Here is a 19,893-nt window from a genome sequence, read left to right on the forward strand (position 1 = left end):
TACTATTAGGACAAACATAGCACGACTATTAGGATATACATAGCACGAACAAGCTCAGGTTAAAAATTTCCACGCTCATCTCTACATTTTCAACTCCATTGCATATTGCAACCTGTAATCAATTTTCTTACATTTGTTTACTATGCAAAACACTTATTCCGTTATCAATGCATCTGCAGGTTCAGGTAAAACTTATACGCTCGTTCAGAGATTACTGATGATCTGCCTCAGGTTTCCGAACCAGCCGGATGCGATCAGAAGCGTTCTTGCATTAACCTTTACCAACAAGGCGGCCAATGAAATGAAGGAGAGAATCCTTTTTTATCTCGGTGAATTTGTTAAGGATAATTATTCCCGCAATCAGGATCTTAAAAATATACAGGAAGCCCTTGCAGACCAAGGCATCAGGATAACGCTGGAAGACCTCAATATGCGTTCGCAAAAAGTACTGGATTATATTCTCCACCACTACTCTACGCTGAATATCGGGACAATTGATAAATTCAATTCCCGGCTTGTAAAGAGTTTTTCTTATGAGTTGGGCTTGGCTCAGAACTTCAGTCTGGAGATCCAGCCGGAACCTTATCTGATAGAAGCTGTGGACAAAATGCTGGATGAGATCGGTGAAGAGGAAACGGTTTCCGAAGCTTTTATGGATTTTGTCAATTACAACCTTGACAACAATGAGCGGGTCAATCTGAATCAAACGCTTTATAATTCAGCGAAAAAATTTGTAAATGATGTTCATTACAAGCCTTTGCAGGATAACAAAGACTTCGAATGGCAGGCTTATGAAAATAAAAAAAATGAACTCCGGAAAAAAATAAGTGATAATAAAATCCAATCATCTCAACTCGCAAAGCAAGCTCTGGACCTTATAAAAAGCCGGGCTATTGATGTAGATGACTTTGCGCAGGGAAAGAACGGACTTGCCGGATTTTTTCAAAAAGCTCTGGATTACCATAACAAGAAAAGAGATGGTTTTCCTTTTCCGGCTAATGAAGAATCCGCACTGACGAATTATCTGAAAGGTGCATCTGCAAAAGGAAGGCATAAGCAAAATGACATCGAGGAAATACTTCCTCAGCTGATTTCCTGGCGGAGAGAGATCATTGATATTCATATTGATTCGCAGAAAAAAGAAAAGATCCTGGAGGCTATTCTTCCTTTGAAGGTCAATGCTGATATTCAGAAAAAGCTGATGGAAATCGAGGAAGAAAATGACTTGGTCTTACTTTCCAAGTTCAATATCATTATCAATGAAAATCTGCGGAACGAGCCTTCGGCCTTTATTTATGAAAAAGTAGGAACACGGTTTCAGCATTATTTCTTTGACGAATTTCAGGATACCTCAGCGATGCAATGGCAGAATTTTCTGCCGCTCCGTGACAACAGTATAACGTCTGACAATACGAGCTTCACCATTGTTGGCGATCCGAAACAGAGCATTTACAGATTTCGTGGTGGTGACAGTGAGCTGATGCTGAACATCATCAACCAAAAAGAGATCACACCCAAGTTTGCAACAGCAGAACATCTTAAATTCAACTGGAGAAGCGCGAAAAATATTGTTGATTTCAACAACCGGCTCTACGATTTCATGTCCCGGGATCTGAATGAGGAACACCAGATCATCTTTGGGGAAAATGCCATTCAGGGTGCGAAATCCAATCTGGAAGGCAGAGTGAAAGTCCATCTTCTGGAAAACGCTGTCAAATCTGTTTTCTATGAAGAATCTGCGGAGAAAATGCGACAGGATATCCAGGAATGCCTCGACAACGGATTTTCATTCTCGGACATTACAATTCTTTGCAGGGGAAATACCGATATTTTCAATTATTCCCAGATTTTAGGAAACCTGAAAGTTCAATATAACGGCAATGAAACACATATCAAAACCATTTCCGAGAAAGGTCTGACTCTGGATTTATCATTTACGGTTAAGGCTCTGATAGAATTCCTCAAGTGGGATATCAATCCGAAAAACCGTCAGTTCCTGGTGAAAATGATGTATTTCCTGAATGCTTCCGGAAGAATAAGAATGACGGATTTCACATCAGAGATCAAAGCTATTCTGAATCTTGAAAATAACAAACAAATTGAAGATCATATTGCTTCTCATTATAATGTCCGACTGACCCAGAATGATATCCCGCAGCTGAACCTTTATAATTTTATCGAATATTATGTTCAGGAATTTTCCGTGGAACATAAGGAGACCGATTTCCTTCTGAACTTCCTGGAGATGCTGTTCAATTATACTCAGAATGCCGGTGCAACGCTGAAAGAGTTCCTGAAATTCTGGGAGGATGAAGCCTCGAAAATCAGTATCCAGGCCAGCGAGAATATCGATGCGGTCCAGATTATGACGATTCACAAAGCGAAAGGTCTCGAGTTCCCTGTCGTTTTTATTCCAATGGAAAATAAAAACAATGACAAAAAATTCTCCGAATGGTACAACCTCAACAGCGAAGACGAACTGAAAACCGTGATCCTGACACAGTTCTCATCTGAACTGGAAACTTACGATGAAGATTTGGCTCAATTCAATTTTGACAATTCTTACCGAAATAAAATTGACCGTTTCTGTATCCAATATGTTGCAACAACCAGACCTGTAGAACAATTGTTTTTCTACATCGAGAAGCCGAGCAAATCTTCTAACAACTTAGAGTTTTATGATTTTGTTACCCAATTTCAGCCGAAAGAAAACGGAGAACCATCTGACTCTTTTGATGTCTTTCCTGTTTCCGATTTCAAAAAGCAAAAGAATAAGGAAAAGAAAGACTATCTGTCGGAAAATCTTACTTCTATCGCCAAGACCACAGAAAAGCCGTCGAAAATAGAAATTGCAACCACTTCCAAAAGTTACCAGAACCGCATAGAGCGTGTAAGAATGGGGATTTTCACACATGAGGTTCTATCCAGAATCAAAACCAGAAAAGATGTCGCCAAAGTTCTCAATTCTTATTTGCTGGAAGGAAAAATAACCAACGAGGAAAAAATATCCATCTGGGAAAGAATTGAAAATATTTTAAACAATAAAGATTACTCTAATTATTTTACAGAAAACCTAAAAATAATTAATGAGCGCGAAATGTTGGTGACAGAAAATGACCAATCAAAAACTTATCGCCCAGACCGCTTAATAAAGACCGAAAACGGTTTCATTATCATTGATTTTAAAACCGGTGAAGAGAACGAAAAAAATCAGAAACAAGTGGAAACTTATAAAAATAAGCTAGAACAATTTGGGAAGAAAGTGTTGAAGACGGATGTAATCTACATTTGATTATTCAGAAAACTTTTACTAGATTACAAAGCACACTCCTAACCTTTCCTGAAAAGCTTACTGCAGAGCTGCGGCGGGAAACTTTCGGGCTTTTTACAGGTCGCTACTACGGAGCTTGATTATTTTGTTTACTTTTTACTATTAACAGGTTGTCGCTATGCGGCTTTCAAATTTAGATATTGAACGAGAATACCTTAATATTATTAGCTTAAAAAAATCCCGAGAAATTATTCCCGGGATTCTATTCACTATTTTTTAACGGCCGTTACAACCTGCCCTTCCATTTTGGTGATATTGTCAAATATCTGCTTGAACGCCGGGTAATAATCTTTGGGATAGACAGGATCTTCAACCGTTGTGGTGGTTTCCAGGGTCAGCTTATTTCCTTCCTGTGTCACTTTATAGATATATTGAATTGCATTGTCTTCTGTCCGGAACTTTTTGGATTTCGGAATATTTTCAAATGTATAGCCATCAGGCAAAGTCACGGTAACTTTTTTGATCTTGTCATAGCCTGTGTAGAGCTCGATGGGCGATCTCCTTTCATCAGACTGGTCAAACTGATGGGATTTGTTATACAAAAACAAGAGAGGATTGAAAACCAGTTTACCACCGATCCCATCTACAAAAGAATCCGAATCAAACTCAAAACTGGTCTGGAAATCATTATTGTCCAGCAATTCTGTTTTTATATTTGTAAAAGGAAATGTGTAGCGATCTTTGTAATATTCTTTCTGATAAGCCGCTTTATCTTCATCATATTTTTCATTATTCATCATGGCATAGAGCATGGTGTCCTTATCAGAGAATGAGCCTTCCATCGTTCCATCAGGATTCAGCCTGGCATCTACCGTGAGGTAAGTTGTGCTTTTTCCGGGACAGAAGATGTTTACTTTTTTAGCTTCTTTTTCAGTCATCAGGTAACCGCTATAGTTCAGAGCTGCCGGGCGGATAAGATTTGGAAGGGTCATCTTGGAAGTGGCATCATAGATTACCGCTTTTCCACCGATATCCAGAAGGGCCAGAACATAATTAAGCTGATTCAGCGACGGCGAATAATCCATCAGGTGACCTCTTCCTATGGTCGACAACACAACAGGCTGGGCATCCAGACCGGCACTTCTCATCAGCATAATCAACAGAATATTGATCTCTCCCGAGCTGCCGACTTTGGTTTCCAGGAGGTTTCTTATGCCTTTTCCTTCTTCTGCTCCAACGGTGTAATAATTATTCCAAGTATAGTTTTTCTGAACAAATTTGAGAATGGCAGCCGCTTTTTCCTCTGCAGATGTAATATTTTTTATATCTGCCGGGAGAAGCTCTTTTACCAGAGATTTCTTTTTCAGCTGATCTCCGAAGTATTCTGATTCATACAGCTGCTTACGGATATCCGTCCAGCTGACAGCATAAGATTTGAACCCGCCCAGGTCTGCATAATCGTATGCGCCGGGTGTTCTTGTAATGTTAGTGGAATTCAGTTCTGCCCTTATGGAAGTTCTGTAATTGTCAAGATTATGCACATATTTTTCATCTCTGTAAGGTGGTATATTTTCATAGCCAAAACGATAGGTATAATATTCTCCGCCGTAGATATTTTTATCGGCTACATCTCTGTTTTTTGGTGTGAGGCTTCCTTTATAATCTATATTGAAACCAAGATATTTTGGAAAATCCAGGACATAATCGAAACGGCGGGTGGGAACATTATCTTCCACTGTGATCCTGTCAACAGACCAGACAAAAGGTGACAGCACGGAATATTTGTACTCCAGAACAGAGCCGTCTTTCACATTCTCAAAAGCAAATTTTGTGACGGTGTAGTTTTTTGAATCCTTGGATTTGTATTTAGAGTTTTTTTCTACAGTGGTAGTCTCTACTTTATCATTTACCAGATTGTAAGTAACAACCTTCAGAGACGTTACTTTTTCGGATTTATTATTTTTCCCGTCATATGTATAGATCTCCTGATTAAGGAATTTTTCTGCCTGGTCTTTTTTATAGATCTTCACCCGGCTGACAACATCAAGATTCAGTTGGCCGTCGGTAATGTAATAATGATAAGACTTGTAGAGAATCTCTGCAGCTTCCGACGGATTTTTTGCATATGAAGCAGCTTTCAGATCATTATTGTCAAGCTTGGGAATATCCAGAAATTTATATTGTCCGAAGATTGGAAGGATGGCACATGTGAGCAGGATCTGCAAAATTTTTATTTTCATAATTGAGTTTATAATTTGGTTATCAGGATTTTTGTATGATCTATTTTATTTGTTTTTTTTCTGAAGCTGATATATTCCGAGATTTTATCGGGAGGGAAAGTTCCTTTTTTCAGCATGAACTTCCTTTTGACCAGAAGCTTTTTATCCAGAGGAATAAACTCCATAGAAAAACTCCCGAATTCGGAATCTATTTTTACCGGAGACAAGGTTTCGGAAAACTTATAGCTTTCGGGAATCGTGTATTCTATCTCATAATCATCGGTGAATCCAAACGGAATCTCAATAGGAAGTTTTCTGTCGGTGCCTTCCAGATGAAAATCAGAATCTAAAAAAGGAATCGCCCGGAAGTAGATATCAGACCCCAGAGATTTTGAGTAATTCTCGGCCTTGAAACTCAGATCAAAATTGATCTTCGCCTCGTTTCTATCATTTGTCAGATTCGTTAAATCGATATTGGAGAACTGCAGATAATCATATCGTCTCTTCAGCGCATCTTTCTGATCTGCAGGCGAAAGGGAAATCAAGGGAAGAAACATATCGTACATTCCGCCGGAAAATCCAAAGCTGGAAGAGACCTGCAAGGTATTATCAGCAGAGATGGCTGCTTTTATTCTTAATATTTCTTTATTGTTTTCTGATAGAGTCTTGGGTGTATCGGCAAGTTCTGCCGCATTATCCTTGACCATAATTACGTTCCTGTCCATGGTCTGATAGCTGAGATGATTGAATGCGATATTCTGAGAGGTATTTTCCAGCCAGATATTTCCGCTTTCTGTCGGCACGCATAGGATCACGTGGTTGCCATCCATCTTAGGAAAATCTTTATCAAAAATCTTTGTTGTTTTATCACTATATATTATAGAATAGTAAGAAGGAATACCGGCAGCTTTCAGGAGTACTCTCATATAATTGGTCAGTGCCTTACAATCGCCATAACCTTTTCTCCTCACATCATCGGCCGACATTGGCTGCCAGCCTCCAATTCCTATGGCAACGAAAACATAGCGGGTTTTGCTCTGCATATATTGGTAGATTTTCTGTACTTTCTCAGAAACTGTGCCTGTAAGATTAAGCGCATTAACTTCCTGCTGAATTTCCGGCGTGATGACAGAAACCGGTTCCAAAAGACCTTTGTACCAGCCAGCGAAGCTGTTCCAGTTGGAAAAATCACCGCAAACGCCTTTCAGACAGGCTTTGTCCAGGGCAAACTCTACTTTGGAAACTACTGTCCTGTAATCCGGCGAATAGTTTTCTTCTTTATAGGCAGGGATATTTTTGAATGATGCTTTTATAAAATTATCCGACTCAGAAATCTCCGGTTTTCCAAAAAAGGTTTCCGTGATTTTTTTCCGGAGTCTGATTCCCGATTCGTTTTTAAATTCTGTGCTCCAGTTTTGTACTGAAACATTCTCATCCATATAGGGTTGTAATACAGGGAGAAACACAGTGTCGGATGATCTTTCAGTATAAGACGTTTCTATAGTGTATGGATAGACAGGCTGTACAATTCTCATTCTCAACGCCCTGTCATCAGAGTAAAGGTAAGCGTCATTTGACTGGCCGACATCATTCAGATCACTTTTTGAATAAGACCCGATCTGCTTTCCATTTTCATCCAGAACTTTTATTTTTACATCTGATATTTTGCTGTACTTGTCATAAGGGATATAGACATAAGAACCACCATCTCCTGCTTTATTCAGAATCGAAATGATTATTTTCTTTTTCAGCTCGATGCTGTTTTCCGCTTTGATCAGGTATTCTGAAGTTATATTACGAACCACATAGTTCGCATCTTTTTTAAGTTCTTCCGGGATTTCCGAGATAGCATAATTTTGTGAAAATGTCTTTATTGACATTAACACCAGCATGATTATTAGTTTTTTCATTTTTTAAAAGGAATTAATTTCCTGCAGCAGGCGTAAAAACACGTTGTGCCAGTTCCTGATCAAAAAGGTATAATGCGGAAGGATTATCCTTGACCATTTTGATTTTAGTAACAAGTAATGATGCACTGGACTCCTCTTCCACCTGCTCATTGATAAACCATTGCAGGAAACTTGTTGTTGCGAAATCCCCTTCGTCATTAGCCGCCTTCACAATGTTGAAAATACTTTTGGTTACCAGTCTCTCGTGATCCAGAGCCTTTTCAAAAATCTCCTGGGCGTTTGCAAAATCATGTGGTGGCTTTGCCACTTCGTTCAGAATGATTTTTCCACCTATATCGTGAATATAATCGAACATCTTATCTGCATGCATCAGCTCTTCCTTTGACTGGATTCTGAAATAGTTGGCAATCCCTTCCAGATCCTGTGAGTAGAACCAGGCACTCATAGAAAGGTAAAGTTGTGCTGCATATTGTTCTTTTGTAATCTGCTCGTTGATGAGCTTTATAATATTGTCGCTTACCATAATGTTAATTTTTCCCAAATATAAAAAAAGAGCGGATAAAAATCCACTCTTTAACAAAATTAACCACTAAAAAATAACTTACTTCACCACGGCAGCCTCAGCTGTTTTTCTTTTCTGGAATTGTTCCTTTCTTTCTGCCATTTTTTTCGCTTTTATTTCCTGAAATTTTTTATACTGATCCGGCGTCAGTATCTTCTGCATTTCTGCATCATTCTCCTTCATCATTTTTATTCTGTCCTCTTTCTTGGCAGCCATTTCCTGCTTTCTTTCCGCAGCTTTGGATTCGTGCAATGCTTTTATCTGAGTAACCTGAGCATCAGTAAGATTCAGCTCCTGTTTCATCTTTTGCAAACGTTCCGCTTTTTTCTGTTGAAAATCTACCGTTCTGCTTTGTGCAGTCTGAGCAAATCCAAAAATACCTAATCCAAGAAATGCTGCACTTAAAATCAATTTTTTCATTTTTTTTAAATTTAATATTAATATTTTTTATTTGTTAGTTTGATTTCTTAATAATTATAAGGTTAAGAAACTGTAATTATAAATTTTTGTTAAAACTTATCGGGACACCAATCGATTGCCAGAACCCCGGCTGCCTCTGTCAGACGGTGATGAACTCCTTTGATTAGACCGCTCATTGGTTTTGTTTTCCATCTTTCTTTCGGAATTCTGATTTTGTCTAACGCCATTATTGCCTCGTATGTTTTCCTGTCTGACGTCCGGCATTGGCTGTACTTTGATTGGGGTTTCATTTCCATATCTTATATTTCCGGAATTTCGGATATTATCATTTTGATTTCTTATTCCGTCGTTTTTATAACCTCTGATTGCTCCTATATTATTTCCATTGGCTCCGCTTCTCGGTGGTTGCGGGTTTCTGATACCTGGATTTCTGTCCGGCTGAATCATCCCTTGATTTCTACCCGGATTCCTGAACCCGTCACGGAAGTTATTTCTGTCAATCCTGTAGATATTAATATTCACGTTTCTGTAAACTGGTCTCACAGGATAACGGACTGCGTAGAAATTTGCACATCGGTTTCTGTAAAAGACAATAGGGTTTCTTCCGCGAAAATAAACGTTCTGATAGACTACAAAAATCCTTGGTCCCAAAATATTCTGCAAAGCGTAGAATCTGTCATAATACCATCTGTCTGGATTCCATCCGTAGTAGGCATTCCATGCTGCATAGTTTGCAAAACGGTTATTCAGCGCGATAATCTGGTCAATCTGCCAAGGCGTCAGACGATACTGAACAAAGAACCGGTTCCAGTTGATAGAATAAACCGCTTTCCTGTAGTCGTTATAATAGCCTTGATAATACTGGTCCGGATAATAATCCGTTGGATAATTGTAATAATAATCGTCCGGATAGTCATATGATTGGTCATAATATTCGTATCCGTTATAGTCCTGAGGATAAGTGTCGTAATAATCCTGGGCAAAAATCATGCTTCCCAAAATCATTGCAAGTCCTAAAATTATCTTTTTCATTTCCTTTATTTTTTAAAATTAACGGAAAGTCCATTTTTCTAATTATTCTGATCTTTCTGTCTTTTGGATATTGGCGAATTAAAAAAGTTAAAGGGAAGTTTAATTATCGAATTAACATTTAGTTCAAAAAAGCACATTTACATCTGATAATCAGACTTATAATTTTAAATAAAAAAAGCCTCTCAAAAATTTGAAAGGCTTTTTTAGTCATATTTTTTTGGACTAAAACCTGTTACTGCTCTCGATCCAGTTTGTAATTTTCCGGTTGAAGCTGTCTTTTGATTTAAGATCCTCCAGTCTGATGTGCATCCTATATCGCCAATAGTGTGGAAAAACCGCCGGATTGTTGATTCTTTCCTCATCCATATTCGGGTTCATTAACCCCTCATCGGTTGCCAAAAATTCCTGAATAGGGAAAATTGCCAGCATTGCGTCTGTGTAAAGATGCTGCTTCATTATCATTTCTGATAATTCCGGGGAAAGATCCCAAGGTGCAGTTCCGTATTGGCCCAGCTGCGTGTTAAAATATTTTTGCGTCAGGTTTCTATCTTCATGCCACCATTGTCTCAGCGTTGAACTATCGTGTGACGAAGCGGTAACGACATTCAGATAACTTGTATTTTTCGGATCATACCAAGGAATGTTTTCTGACGGCATTCTTTGAACCTTTAAAGCGGTAATCGCAAGTTTGTCCATCACAACAGGAACACAATCAGGAACTAAACCCAGATCTTCACCACAAATCAACATTGATGTAGAATTCAGCAAAGCCGGTAATTTTTCCATGGCTTTCTGATACCACAGTCCATCCTGACGTCTGAAGAAATAATCATTATAAAGATCGAGCAGTTTTGCCTTTTCCCAATCGGGTAAATATTTGAACGATGTTGTTTTTGCAATATTGAATCTCGGATGATAGACGATTCCGTTTTCTGTTTCTTCGGTCAGGAACAGAACATTTCCCGCAAGAGAAATGAGTTTTTCTTCTGCCCAGTTCCAGGATTTTTCCTTGAAATAATCCGTTAATTTTCTCTGACTATCGAATTCCGGTTTAAATGTATAGACGCCATTATGATTATTATCAAAGAAGTGATTCTGAACCTTATCTTTAAATTCGCCAAAGTTTTCCCAGAGAATCGGGTCATTCACAAACGGCTTCACATAGCGGTCAAAACTGAAAGGAATCTGTCTGTCCGTAAACTCATTTTCCGTAACAGGAAGCGCAGGATAAAAATAGCCCAGCAAGCCTTGCGTAGCAGAAACGGGCATTCTCCAGATTCTGAAAAAGCCAAGAATATGATCGATCCGCATAGCATCAAAATATTGTTCCAGAACTTTGAAACGCTTTTTCCACCATTGATAACCGTCGGCCTTCATTACTTCCCAATTATAAGTCGGGAACTCCCAGTTCTGACCCAGATCTGAAAACTGATCCGGCGGTGCTCCGGCCTGGAAATCCATCCCGAATAGTTCCGGTTCTGTCCAGGCATCTACGGAATAGCGATAAATCCCTATCGGCAGGTCTCCTTTTACAGAAATCCCCAGATCATGAAGATACGCAACAGCATCCTGTAACTGCAAATGCAACTGATACTGAATCCATGCATGAAGCATCAGCGGAGAATAATCCTTATGTTTCGGAGAATAAAGTGTTGCTACTTTTCCTGCTACATATTTTTTATGTGTTTTCCATTCATTAAAATTCGGGGTTTTGTATTTGTCCCTCAAAACACAAAATGCAGCGTAAGGCATCAGCCATTCTTCATTATCCTTAATGAATTTTCTGAAGTTCTTATCTTTAAAAATCTTTTCTTTATTTTCCTCGAAAACAGCAGTTGCATATTTCCATTTTCCGGAAATCATCTGCTCATAATCGATCAGATTCAAAGAATTCAGCTCTTTCTTTTTCGCATGGTAATCGTCTACGAGGTTTTTTGGCAAAGTATATTCTAATTTCTCAACCGAAAGGTATTGCGGATGAAGCGCATAAACCGAAATCGCTGCGTAAGGATAAGAGTCAGTCCAGGTGTAATTCGCAGTCGTATCGTTTATCGGTAAAATCTGAATCAGAGAAAGCTTGCTTTCATGGGCCCAATCACCTAGTTTTTTGATATCAGAAAACTCGCCGACACCGAAACCTTCTTCAGTTCTCAAAGAGAAAACAGGAACTGCAACACCCGCAGAATGCCAAAGTGTATGATTATCAAATTTAAAATAATGATCGGCTTTGACATAAAGAATATCCTTGTTCGGGTTCCCAAAAACCCAGCGGTTATCGCCCGGTTCTATATAAAAAACTTCACCTGTCTCTTTATTTTTGATTGCATATTTATAAAGAACTGTCTGATGGGATTTGATTTCCACACCTGTTTCCCAGACACCAAAATCCGTTTGATTCAGTTCAATTGCTTTTTCATAGTTCCAGTTCCCCAAAGCATCAACATTTCCTACCAGAACCAATTGCCAGTCCGGATGATAAAGCGGCGCTTCTATCCGGAAAAGATGCGTGTGTTTTTTGACAACGGAAGATTTTGCAGGTTTAAAACATTGTAAACGGTTGTGAAGGATTTTGTTGGTCAGATAATTTTCAGGAAAATTCTTGAGATTCCATTGGTCAAAAATTACAAATTCTTTGAAGCTGTGCGGAAGATTAAGCCTGTGATGCGGGATTTCTTCATCCAAAACATCTCCGTCTTCAGTGATCAAAAGATATTTGTAAAGAATCGATTTGGAAAAATAATCAATTTCAGTGGTCCAGTTGTTATTTTCGGAATAGTCCAGGCTGTAGTCGCGATGGTCATTTTTCTCGTCGTATAAACGCAAAATGAGGCGCTGGCCAACTTTTGTCCCGAAGTTAACACTAAAATATAGTTTCATTATTAAGGTCTGTTAATATTGATGCAATTTAATGATTTATTGAAAGATATAAAATTTTATTTTTTCCTTGAAAGAACTTCCAGATATGGCGAAATATTATTGTCCAGAGAAACTGTTATTCCGCCAATATTTTTAGCTTTCATATACATCAAAACCCGTTCATCGCGTAAAGCAAACATCAGGAAATCATTCATGTTTTCCGGTTTTATACCTGCATCCTGAAAATATTCCCAATCTACATTCTGTTTGATCCAGGCGAGACCTTCCTGCAAATCTTCATACCTATAAAGTCTGCGCAATCTTCTCGATTTTCCGCTTACGACATCGTATATTGCCTGGAAATTGAGCGTAGGCGGAATGCCAATAAGCGGTTTTACAATATCATCAACAGCATCGGCTGGCTTTTCCCTTGGTTTATCCGGTCCTTTTGGTAAGCCGATATCTTTTCTTAGCTTTTCTTCCCGCGACTCAGCAAGCCTTTTGTCAATGATTTTCACTTCTTCTATCTCCTGCGGAATTTTTTGAAGATTAACCGTTACTGAATGATTAAGAGCAATAACTTTTTCGCCTTTGTAACTTTCTTTGGCAAACCGAACCTCATCCCCTGTTTTTCCAGCCATTGAAAAGCGCCCGAAAACATCAGTATAGACTTTTTGATTGGAACTCATATTCACAACCAATACTTTCGGAATTGGGATACCTTCTTCTGACAGGACATTTCCTGTGATGACCTGAGAAAACGAGTTTGCATAAACAATAAAAAAAATGAATTGTAAAAGTCTTTTCAAACGCATTTATTTTTTACAAAACTAAAGTACTTTGGTAAAATAAAAATACGGTTTAACTTTCGTTAACCGTATTTGTAATTATTTATGATTGATTTTAATTAAATCAACTGATAAGAAGTTCCGTCCCGCCCGTCCTTCAGTTCGATGCCTTTTTCAAGAAGCTGGTCACGGATCTGGTCAGAAAGTTCCCAATTCTTAGATTTTCTGGCTTGATTTCTCAAATCAATTAAAACCTGCAAAGTCTGGTCGAGTTTATCATTATTTGATTCTTCAATCATTTCCAATCCCAAAACATCAAAAACGATCGCATTTAAAAATTGTTTCAAATCTTCATAATCTTCAGTAGAAATACTTTCTTTCCCTAATTTTGAAGCAGAAATAAACTTCACCGCCTCAAACAAATGAGAAATCAATATCGGACTATTAAAATCATCTATCAAAGCTTCCAAAACTTTTTCTTTCCAGTTTTTATAATCAAAAGAAGTGGTTCCTACGCTTTCAACCTGAGTTTGAGTGTTCAAGATTTTCACCGCTTCCATCAATCTGTTGAAGCCTTTTTCACTCGCCAGCATTGCATCATTGGATATGTCCAGAACACTTCTGTAATGCGCCTGTAGAAAGCAGAATCTCAACACGCTTGGATGAAACGCTTTTTCAAAGAAATCATTATTTCCGGTAATCAGTTCCATTGGAAGGATATAATTTCCGGTCGATTTGCTCATTCTCTGTCCGTTCATCGTCAGCATATTCGCGTGCATCCAGTATTTTACAGGTTCTAATCCATTGCAAGCTTTTCCCTGAGCGATTTCACATTCGTGGTGTGGGAATTTCAGATCCATTCCACCACCGTGAATATCGAACTGATCACCCAGATATTTGGTGCTCATCGCAGTACATTCCAGATGCCAGCCCGGGAAACCCTCTCCCCAAGGCGAAGGCCATTTCATAATATGTTCTGGCGACGCTTTTTTCCAAAGTGCAAAATCCTGTGGATTTTTTTTCTCGCCTTGCCCATCCAAATCCCTTGTATTAGCAAACAATTCCTCGATATTTCTTCGGGAAAGCTCGCCGTAATTGAGACCTCTGGCATTGTATTCCAAAACATCGAAATAAACAGAACCGTTGCTTTCGTAAGCAAAACCTTTTTCTACCAAAAGTTTCGTCAGTTCCAACTGCTCGATGATGTGACCAGTTGCTGTCGGTTCAATAGTCGGAGGCAACAAATTGAATTTATTCAGAACGTCGTGAAAATCAACCGTATATTTTTGGACAATTTCCATCGGCTCCAGTTTTTCCAGCCTGGATTGCTTGATGAACCGGTCATTATTGATATCGCCATCGTCCGTGAGATGTCCGGCATCTGTAATATTTCTGACATATCTTACTTTATAACCTAAGAATTGAAGACTTCTGTAGATAAAATCGAAGGACAAAAATGTTCTCACATTTCCCAAATGTACATTGCTGTAAACCGTTGGCCCACAAACGTACATCCCGATATTACCTTCTAATATTGGTTTTAAAACTTCTTTTTCGCCCGACAGCGAGTTGTATATTTTTAGTTGCATTGATTTTTAATTAATGATAAATAATTGATAAATAATGAAAATATGGACACAAAAAATCAACAACAGATAATTGTTGCAATGAAAATCTTATGCGAATATTTTTTAAATTTTATCATTTTAATCAAATTTTGCATGACTTCCTACATAATGCAGAAACTCCTGTCTTGTAATTGGATTGGTTCTGAAAATCCCGCTCAGTTCTGCGGTAATTGTAGAACTTGCCGTATCTTTGATTCCTCTGCAATTCACACAAAGATGTTTTGCATCGATAATACAGGCAACGTTTTTTGTGCCCAATGCTTCTTTCAAAGCATCAACAATCTGCATGGTCAATCTTTCTTGTACTTGTGGACGTTTGGCATAATAATCAACAATCCTGTTGATTTTTGACAATCCGATTACTTCGCCGTTCGAAATATAAGCCACATGTGCTTTTCCAATAATCGGCAAAAAATGATGTTCGCAGAAAGAATACACTGTTATATCCTTCTCCACCAGCATCTGCCGGTATTTGTACTGATTTTTGAAAGTTGAGATGCTCGGTTTATTTTCAGGAAGCAAACCTCCGAAAATCTCGTTAACATACATCTTTGCTACACGCCTCGGAGAATCTTTCAGGGAATCATCTGTCATATCCAGTCCCAGAGTATGCATGATCTCGGAAAAAAGATTTTCTATTTTATTGATTTTTTCTTCCGGTTGCAGATCAAAAGCGTCCTTTCTGAGTGGCGTATGTTCCTTGCCTGTAAACACATCATCATCGTTATCAGGAAATTGTTCCATAATATATTACTAATAAAAGGCAAAAATAAGCAAATTTTCACACCTTATCCATAGTAATTATAAAGATTTGATTATAAAAAAGATAGATTCCGGAGGAAGTTTAAATGTTTAAAAAAAAGTTGAAATGATTTGAAATTTTATATATTTGCACCAAATTAACATTAATTAAAAATAAATACTATGTCAGACATTGCATCAAGAGTAAAAGCTATCATCGCTGATAAGCTTGACGTTGAAGAAACAGAAGTAACTCCGGAAGCTAGCTTCACTAATGATTTAGGAGCTGATTCTTTGGATACTGTAGAATTGATCATGGAATTCGAAAAAGAATTCAACATTCAGATTCCTGATGATCAAGCAGAAAAAATTACAACTGTAGGTCACGCTATCGCTTATATCGAAGAAGTTGTAAATAAATAATATCTTATTAGACAAAAAAAATTTATGGAATTAAAAAGAGTAGTTGTAACCGGCTTCGGCGCTATTACACCGATTGGAAATAATGCTAAAGAATACTGGGAAAACCTTCTTAAAGGAGAGAGCGGTGCTGCTCCTATTACTCTTTTTGATTCCACAAATTTTAAAACTAAGTTCGCCTGTGAGGTGAAAAATTTCGATGCGCTTAATTATTTCGATAAGAAAGAGGCAAAGAAAATGGACAGAAATTCTCAGTTCGGCCAGATCGCCGCGAGAGAAGCTATCGCACACAGCAGGCTTATTGAAGATAATGTGAATAAAGATCGCGTGGGAGTGATCTGGGGATCGGGAATCGGCGGACTGGAAACTTTTGAAACAGAAGTTCTGGGCTGGGCTGCTTCCAACAATATTCCGAGATTCAATCCCTTCTTTATTCCAAAGATGATTGCTGACATCACGCCTGGAAATATCTCCATCGAGTATGGTTTCCACGGACCAAACTACACCACCGTTTCAGCTTGTGCATCATCAGCAAACGCTTTGATCGATGCTAAAATGCTTATCAACTTAGGCAAAGCGGACGTTATCGTTTGTGGAGGTTCGGAAGCAGCTGTTACAGCAAGCGGAATGGGAGGTTTTAATGCAATGCATGCACTTTCTACGAGGAACGACGATCCAAAAACGGCTTCAAGACCTTTTGACAAAGACAGAGATGGATTTGTTTTGGGAGAAGGAGCAGGATGTATTATCCTTGAAGAGTATGAGCATGCAAAACAAAGAGGAGCAACTATCTATGCAGAATTATCCGGAGGCGGAATGAGTGCAGATGCACATCACATGACCGCTCCGCATCCTGAAGGTCTCGGCGCCTATCTGGTAATGAAAAATTGTCTGGAAGATGCCGGTGTAACTGCTGACGAAGTAGATCATATCAATATGCATGGTACATCTACTCCATTAGGAGACATCGCAGAATCTAACGCAATTGCAAGATTATTCGGGGAACACGCTTTTGACATTCAGATCAATTCTACAAAATCAATGACTGGCCACCTTCTAGGAGCAGCTGGAGTTATTGAAGCTATTGCTGCATTGCACACTATTATTCACGGTATTGTTCCGCCAACCATCAACCATTTTACGGATGATGAGAATATTGACAGCCGACTCAACTTTACTTTTAACAAAGCTGTTGAAAAGAATGTTGAAATTGCGATGAGCAATACATTTGGATTTGGAGGTCATAATGCCTGCGTACTTTTCAAAAAATTATAATTTGATGTTTTTATGGAGTTGAAAAATTATTTTTTCAAATTACTTCCTAAAAACAGAACACAAAAACTTTCGGAAAAAGATATTCTTTTTCGCAAAAAAATTTCTGAAATTGTCGGATACAATATTCACAATCTGGAAATCTTTAAAGAGGCATTTTCTTTAAAATCCTCTTCAAAAAGTACGAATAAAAAAAATTACGAACGTCTGGAGTTTTTAGGGGATTCTGTTTTGGGAACCATTATTTCTTGCCATCTTTTTCAGACCTATCCGAATGAAAATGAAGGATTTCTCACGCAGATGAAATCCAAGATTGTCAACAGAAAAAACCTGAACAAACTTGGAGAAGATCTCAAACTGAGTTCTCTGTTACAGGCTGATATAAGTCAAACCATTCTGAGCGAAAACATCTCCGGAAACCTTTTGGAAGCGCTGATCGGAGCTATATACCTGGATATTGATTATGAGTTTTGTAAGAAAATTGTCTTGGACAGGATTCTTACACCTTCCACCATCAACAAGCTGGAAAACAAGATCATCAGCTACAAAGGTCTTCTCCTGGAATGGAGTCAAAAGAAAAAAGTTCCTATCAAGTACGAAACCTGCGAAGAAATCCAACCGAATAAAGTGACTGTCTTCCGGTGCTATGTGTGGCTTCACAACGAAAAAATATCAAATGCTGTAGAAGCATCTAAAAAGAAAGCCGAGGAAAAGGCAGCTCAAAGGGCTTTTTATATGCTCAGTAAAAAAGAAAATATTATTGAAAACCAAAAAACAATTTCTTAAGCTAGAAGAAGATCATACAGAGATCATCATAGGATTGATTAGACTCATAAAAGCAATCCCAGAGCATGAATTGTTTTACAACCTCAACAATATCAATGATTTCAAATTCAGAAGAATCGAAGATATTAAAATCGAAGGCGAGTATTTTGACTATTACTTCTCCCGTTTCCAGGCCTATGACAGGAATTCAAAAAACTGCTATCGCTTTATTTCCAATAAATCTGTGTCATCTGTTACAAAAAAAGTTCAGAATCAGCTTTTTTTAGATGAATCAAATATTAAATTTTTACTAAATCTGCACCAAGATGTGGATTACCTTTTAACTAATTCCGATATGTTTGCGGATTTTTCATTAATTTTGCTCCCGGAAAATTTTGCATTTCAAATTCAGGAATATCCATTAAGTTCTGAAGAGGAACTTTATCAATTAATTCAATATTATGAATAAAAACCTAAAAAAAACAAAAATAATTGCAACGCTTGGTCCTGCGACTTCCAGCAAGGAAACAATGATCCAGATGATACAAGCTGGTTGTGATGTATTCAGAATAAATTTCTCACATGCCGATTACGAACTGGTAAAAAGAAATATTGATATAATCCGTGAGATTAATAAAGAATATGGCTACTCGGTCTCTATTTTGGGAGATTTGCAGGGTCCAAAACTGAGAGTTGGTGTTGTAAAGGAAGGATCTTTCCTTAATCCTGGTGATGTTTTGACATTCACAAATGAAAAAATGGAAGGCGACTCTACAAAGGTTTATATGACTTATGAGAAGTTTCCTCAGGATGTAAAAGTTGGAGAAAGAATTCTTATTGATGACGGGAAACTGGTGTTAGAAGTTATTGAAACCAATAACATTGATACGGTAAGAGCAAAAACGATCCAGGGCGGACCATTGAGTTCAAAAAAAGGAGTTAACCTTCCTAATACAAATGTGTCCCTTCCTGCTTTAACAGAAAAGGATATTCAGGATGCAAATTTCATGCTGGATAATGAGTTTGACTGGATTGCATTATCATTTGTCCGTCATGCACAAGATATTATCGATCTGAAAGAACTAATGGCAAAACACCCTTCCAATAAAGTAAAAACGCCAATCATTGCGAAGATCGAAAAACCGGAAGGTGTAAAAAACATTGATGAAATATTGATGGAATGTGACTGCCTGATGGTTGCAAGAGGTGACCTTGGGGTTGAAGTTCCAATGGAGCAGGTTCCTGTTATCCAGAAAAATCTTGTGAACAAGGCTAGACTTTATGCTAAGCCGGTGATCATCGCTACACAGATGATGGAAACGATGATCACAAGTTTAACACCAACAAGAGCAGAAGTTAACGACGTTGCCAACTCCGTTCTGGATGGTGCTGATGCCGTGATGCTTTCCGGAGAAACTTCTGTTGGAAAATATCCTGTGGATGTCATAAAAAACATGGCAAAAATCGTTAAAAATATAGAGCGAACAAGTCTTTATTATAAACTGAATCATGTTATAGAAGAAAAAATCAATTGTGTGGATGAAAGATTCATTACAGATAAAGTATGCCGTTCTGCTGTTGATATCGCTAAATCAACAGGTGCTGAAGCAATTGTGACTTTGACAGCCTCAGGTTACACAGCTTTTCAGATTTCTGCACACAGACCGTCTTCTCATATTATTGTTTTCAGTTCGAACAAACGTGTGATTACAATGCTTAATCTGCTTTGGGGCGTGAGAGCTTTCTATTATGATATGCAAAAATCTACTGATGAAACAGTAATTCAGGTTAATATGCTAACGCATAATTATGGTTTTGCGGAACAAGGTGACTTCGTTGTCAACCTTAATGCAATGCCTGTTCATAATGGTGGTAAAACCAATACATTAAGGTTGTCTACTATTTAAAAAATCTGGTTCATCTATAAATATAATCCGAGACTTTTCTCGGATTTTTTATTTTAAGTTTATTTCCTCAGATTATTTTAATATTAAAAAATTATACATTTT

At 38.0% G+C, this 19,893-nt stretch carries 15 protein-coding genes; 6 read left to right on the top strand and 9 right to left on the bottom strand.

The annotated features are described in order from the left end of the window. Window positions 1–142 precede the first annotated feature (142 nt). Window positions 143–3,292: a UvrD-helicase domain-containing protein gene (locus BUA97_RS03765; RefSeq protein ID WP_072996512.1), complete on the top strand. Its 3,150-nt coding sequence runs from the start codon at window positions 143–145 to the stop codon at window positions 3,290–3,292. A 248-nt stretch (window positions 3,293–3,540) separates the two neighbouring features. Here BUA97_RS03765 and BUA97_RS03770 read toward each other — a convergent pair whose 3' ends face one another. From BUA97_RS03770 to folE, 9 genes are all read right to left on the bottom strand, one after another. Beyond that, the gene (locus tag BUA97_RS03770; RefSeq protein WP_072996513.1) at window positions 3,541–5,511 is read right to left on the bottom strand and encodes a transglutaminase-like domain-containing protein; all 1,971 of its coding nucleotides are present in this window, start codon (window positions 5,509–5,511) and stop codon (window positions 3,541–3,543) included. Between the two features lie 8 nt (window positions 5,512–5,519). Beyond that, the gene (locus BUA97_RS03775) at window positions 5,520–7,400 is read right to left on the bottom strand and encodes a DUF3857 domain-containing protein (RefSeq protein WP_072996514.1); all 1,881 of its coding nucleotides are present in this window, start codon (window positions 7,398–7,400) and stop codon (window positions 5,520–5,522) included. A gap of 13 nt (window positions 7,401–7,413) precedes the next feature. Continuing rightward, window positions 7,414–7,923 carry a ferritin gene (locus tag BUA97_RS03780; RefSeq protein WP_072996515.1) on the bottom strand — a complete coding sequence of 170 codons (510 nt, stop codon included), beginning with the start codon at window positions 7,921–7,923 and terminating at the stop codon, window positions 7,414–7,416. A gap of 78 nt (window positions 7,924–8,001) precedes the next feature. Beyond that, the gene (locus BUA97_RS03785) at window positions 8,002–8,382 is read right to left on the bottom strand and encodes a Spy/CpxP family protein refolding chaperone (RefSeq protein ID WP_072996516.1); all 381 of its coding nucleotides are present in this window, start codon (window positions 8,380–8,382) and stop codon (window positions 8,002–8,004) included. Between the two features lie 96 nt (window positions 8,383–8,478). Further along, window positions 8,479–9,414 (bottom strand): hypothetical protein, encoded by a 936-nt coding sequence (locus tag BUA97_RS03790; protein ID WP_072996517.1) that lies wholly within the window; start codon window positions 9,412–9,414, stop codon window positions 8,479–8,481. 222 nt (window positions 9,415–9,636) lie between these two features. Next, window positions 9,637–12,291 carry a 4-alpha-glucanotransferase gene (locus tag BUA97_RS03795; protein ID WP_072996518.1) on the bottom strand — a complete coding sequence of 885 codons (2,655 nt, stop codon included), beginning with the start codon at window positions 12,289–12,291 and terminating at the stop codon, window positions 9,637–9,639. 56 nt (window positions 12,292–12,347) lie between these two features. Next, window positions 12,348–13,079 carry a carboxypeptidase-like regulatory domain-containing protein gene (locus BUA97_RS03800; RefSeq protein WP_139258217.1) on the bottom strand — a complete coding sequence of 244 codons (732 nt, stop codon included), beginning with the start codon at window positions 13,077–13,079 and terminating at the stop codon, window positions 12,348–12,350. Between the two features lie 98 nt (window positions 13,080–13,177). Further along, window positions 13,178–14,647, bottom strand: a complete 1,470-nt coding sequence (cysS, locus tag BUA97_RS03805; RefSeq protein ID WP_072996520.1) for a cysteine--tRNA ligase — start codon at window positions 14,645–14,647, stop codon at window positions 13,178–13,180. Between the two features lie 117 nt (window positions 14,648–14,764). Then, the gene (gene folE / locus BUA97_RS03810) at window positions 14,765–15,430 is read right to left on the bottom strand and encodes a GTP cyclohydrolase I FolE (protein WP_072996521.1); all 666 of its coding nucleotides are present in this window, start codon (window positions 15,428–15,430) and stop codon (window positions 14,765–14,767) included. A gap of 180 nt (window positions 15,431–15,610) precedes the next feature. On the opposite strand from folE, the gene BUA97_RS03815 reads away from it, so the two are divergent. The 5 genes from BUA97_RS03815 to pyk are packed head-to-tail and all read left to right on the top strand — an operon-like array spanning window position 15,611 to window position 19,791. Beyond that, the gene (locus tag BUA97_RS03815; RefSeq protein ID WP_002976354.1) at window positions 15,611–15,850 is read left to right on the top strand and encodes an acyl carrier protein; all 240 of its coding nucleotides are present in this window, start codon (window positions 15,611–15,613) and stop codon (window positions 15,848–15,850) included. Between the two features lie 24 nt (window positions 15,851–15,874). Further along, entirely contained in the window at window positions 15,875–17,122 is a 1,248-nt protein-coding gene (gene fabF, locus BUA97_RS03820) for a beta-ketoacyl-ACP synthase II (protein WP_072996522.1), read from the top strand. A 12-nt stretch (window positions 17,123–17,134) separates the two neighbouring features. Further along, a complete protein-coding gene (rnc, locus tag BUA97_RS03825; RefSeq protein ID WP_072996523.1) occupies window positions 17,135–17,905 on the top strand; it encodes a ribonuclease III in 771 nt (256 codons plus the stop codon). Beyond that, the gene (locus tag BUA97_RS03830) at window positions 17,880–18,353 is read left to right on the top strand and encodes an IPExxxVDY family protein (RefSeq protein WP_072996524.1); all 474 of its coding nucleotides are present in this window, start codon (window positions 17,880–17,882) and stop codon (window positions 18,351–18,353) included. Before rnc ends, BUA97_RS03830 begins: the two co-directional genes overlap by 26 nt. Further along, on the top strand, window positions 18,346–19,791 hold the full coding sequence (gene pyk / locus BUA97_RS03835) for a pyruvate kinase (RefSeq protein WP_072996525.1): 1,446 nt from the start codon (window positions 18,346–18,348) through the stop codon (window positions 19,789–19,791). Before BUA97_RS03830 ends, pyk begins: the two co-directional genes overlap by 8 nt. The last annotated feature ends 102 nt before the right edge of the window (window positions 19,792–19,893 follow it).

The sequence above is a fragment of the Epilithonimonas mollis genome, assembly GCF_900142325.1.
Taxonomy (GTDB): Bacteria; Bacteroidota; Bacteroidia; order Flavobacteriales; family Weeksellaceae; genus Epilithonimonas; species Epilithonimonas mollis.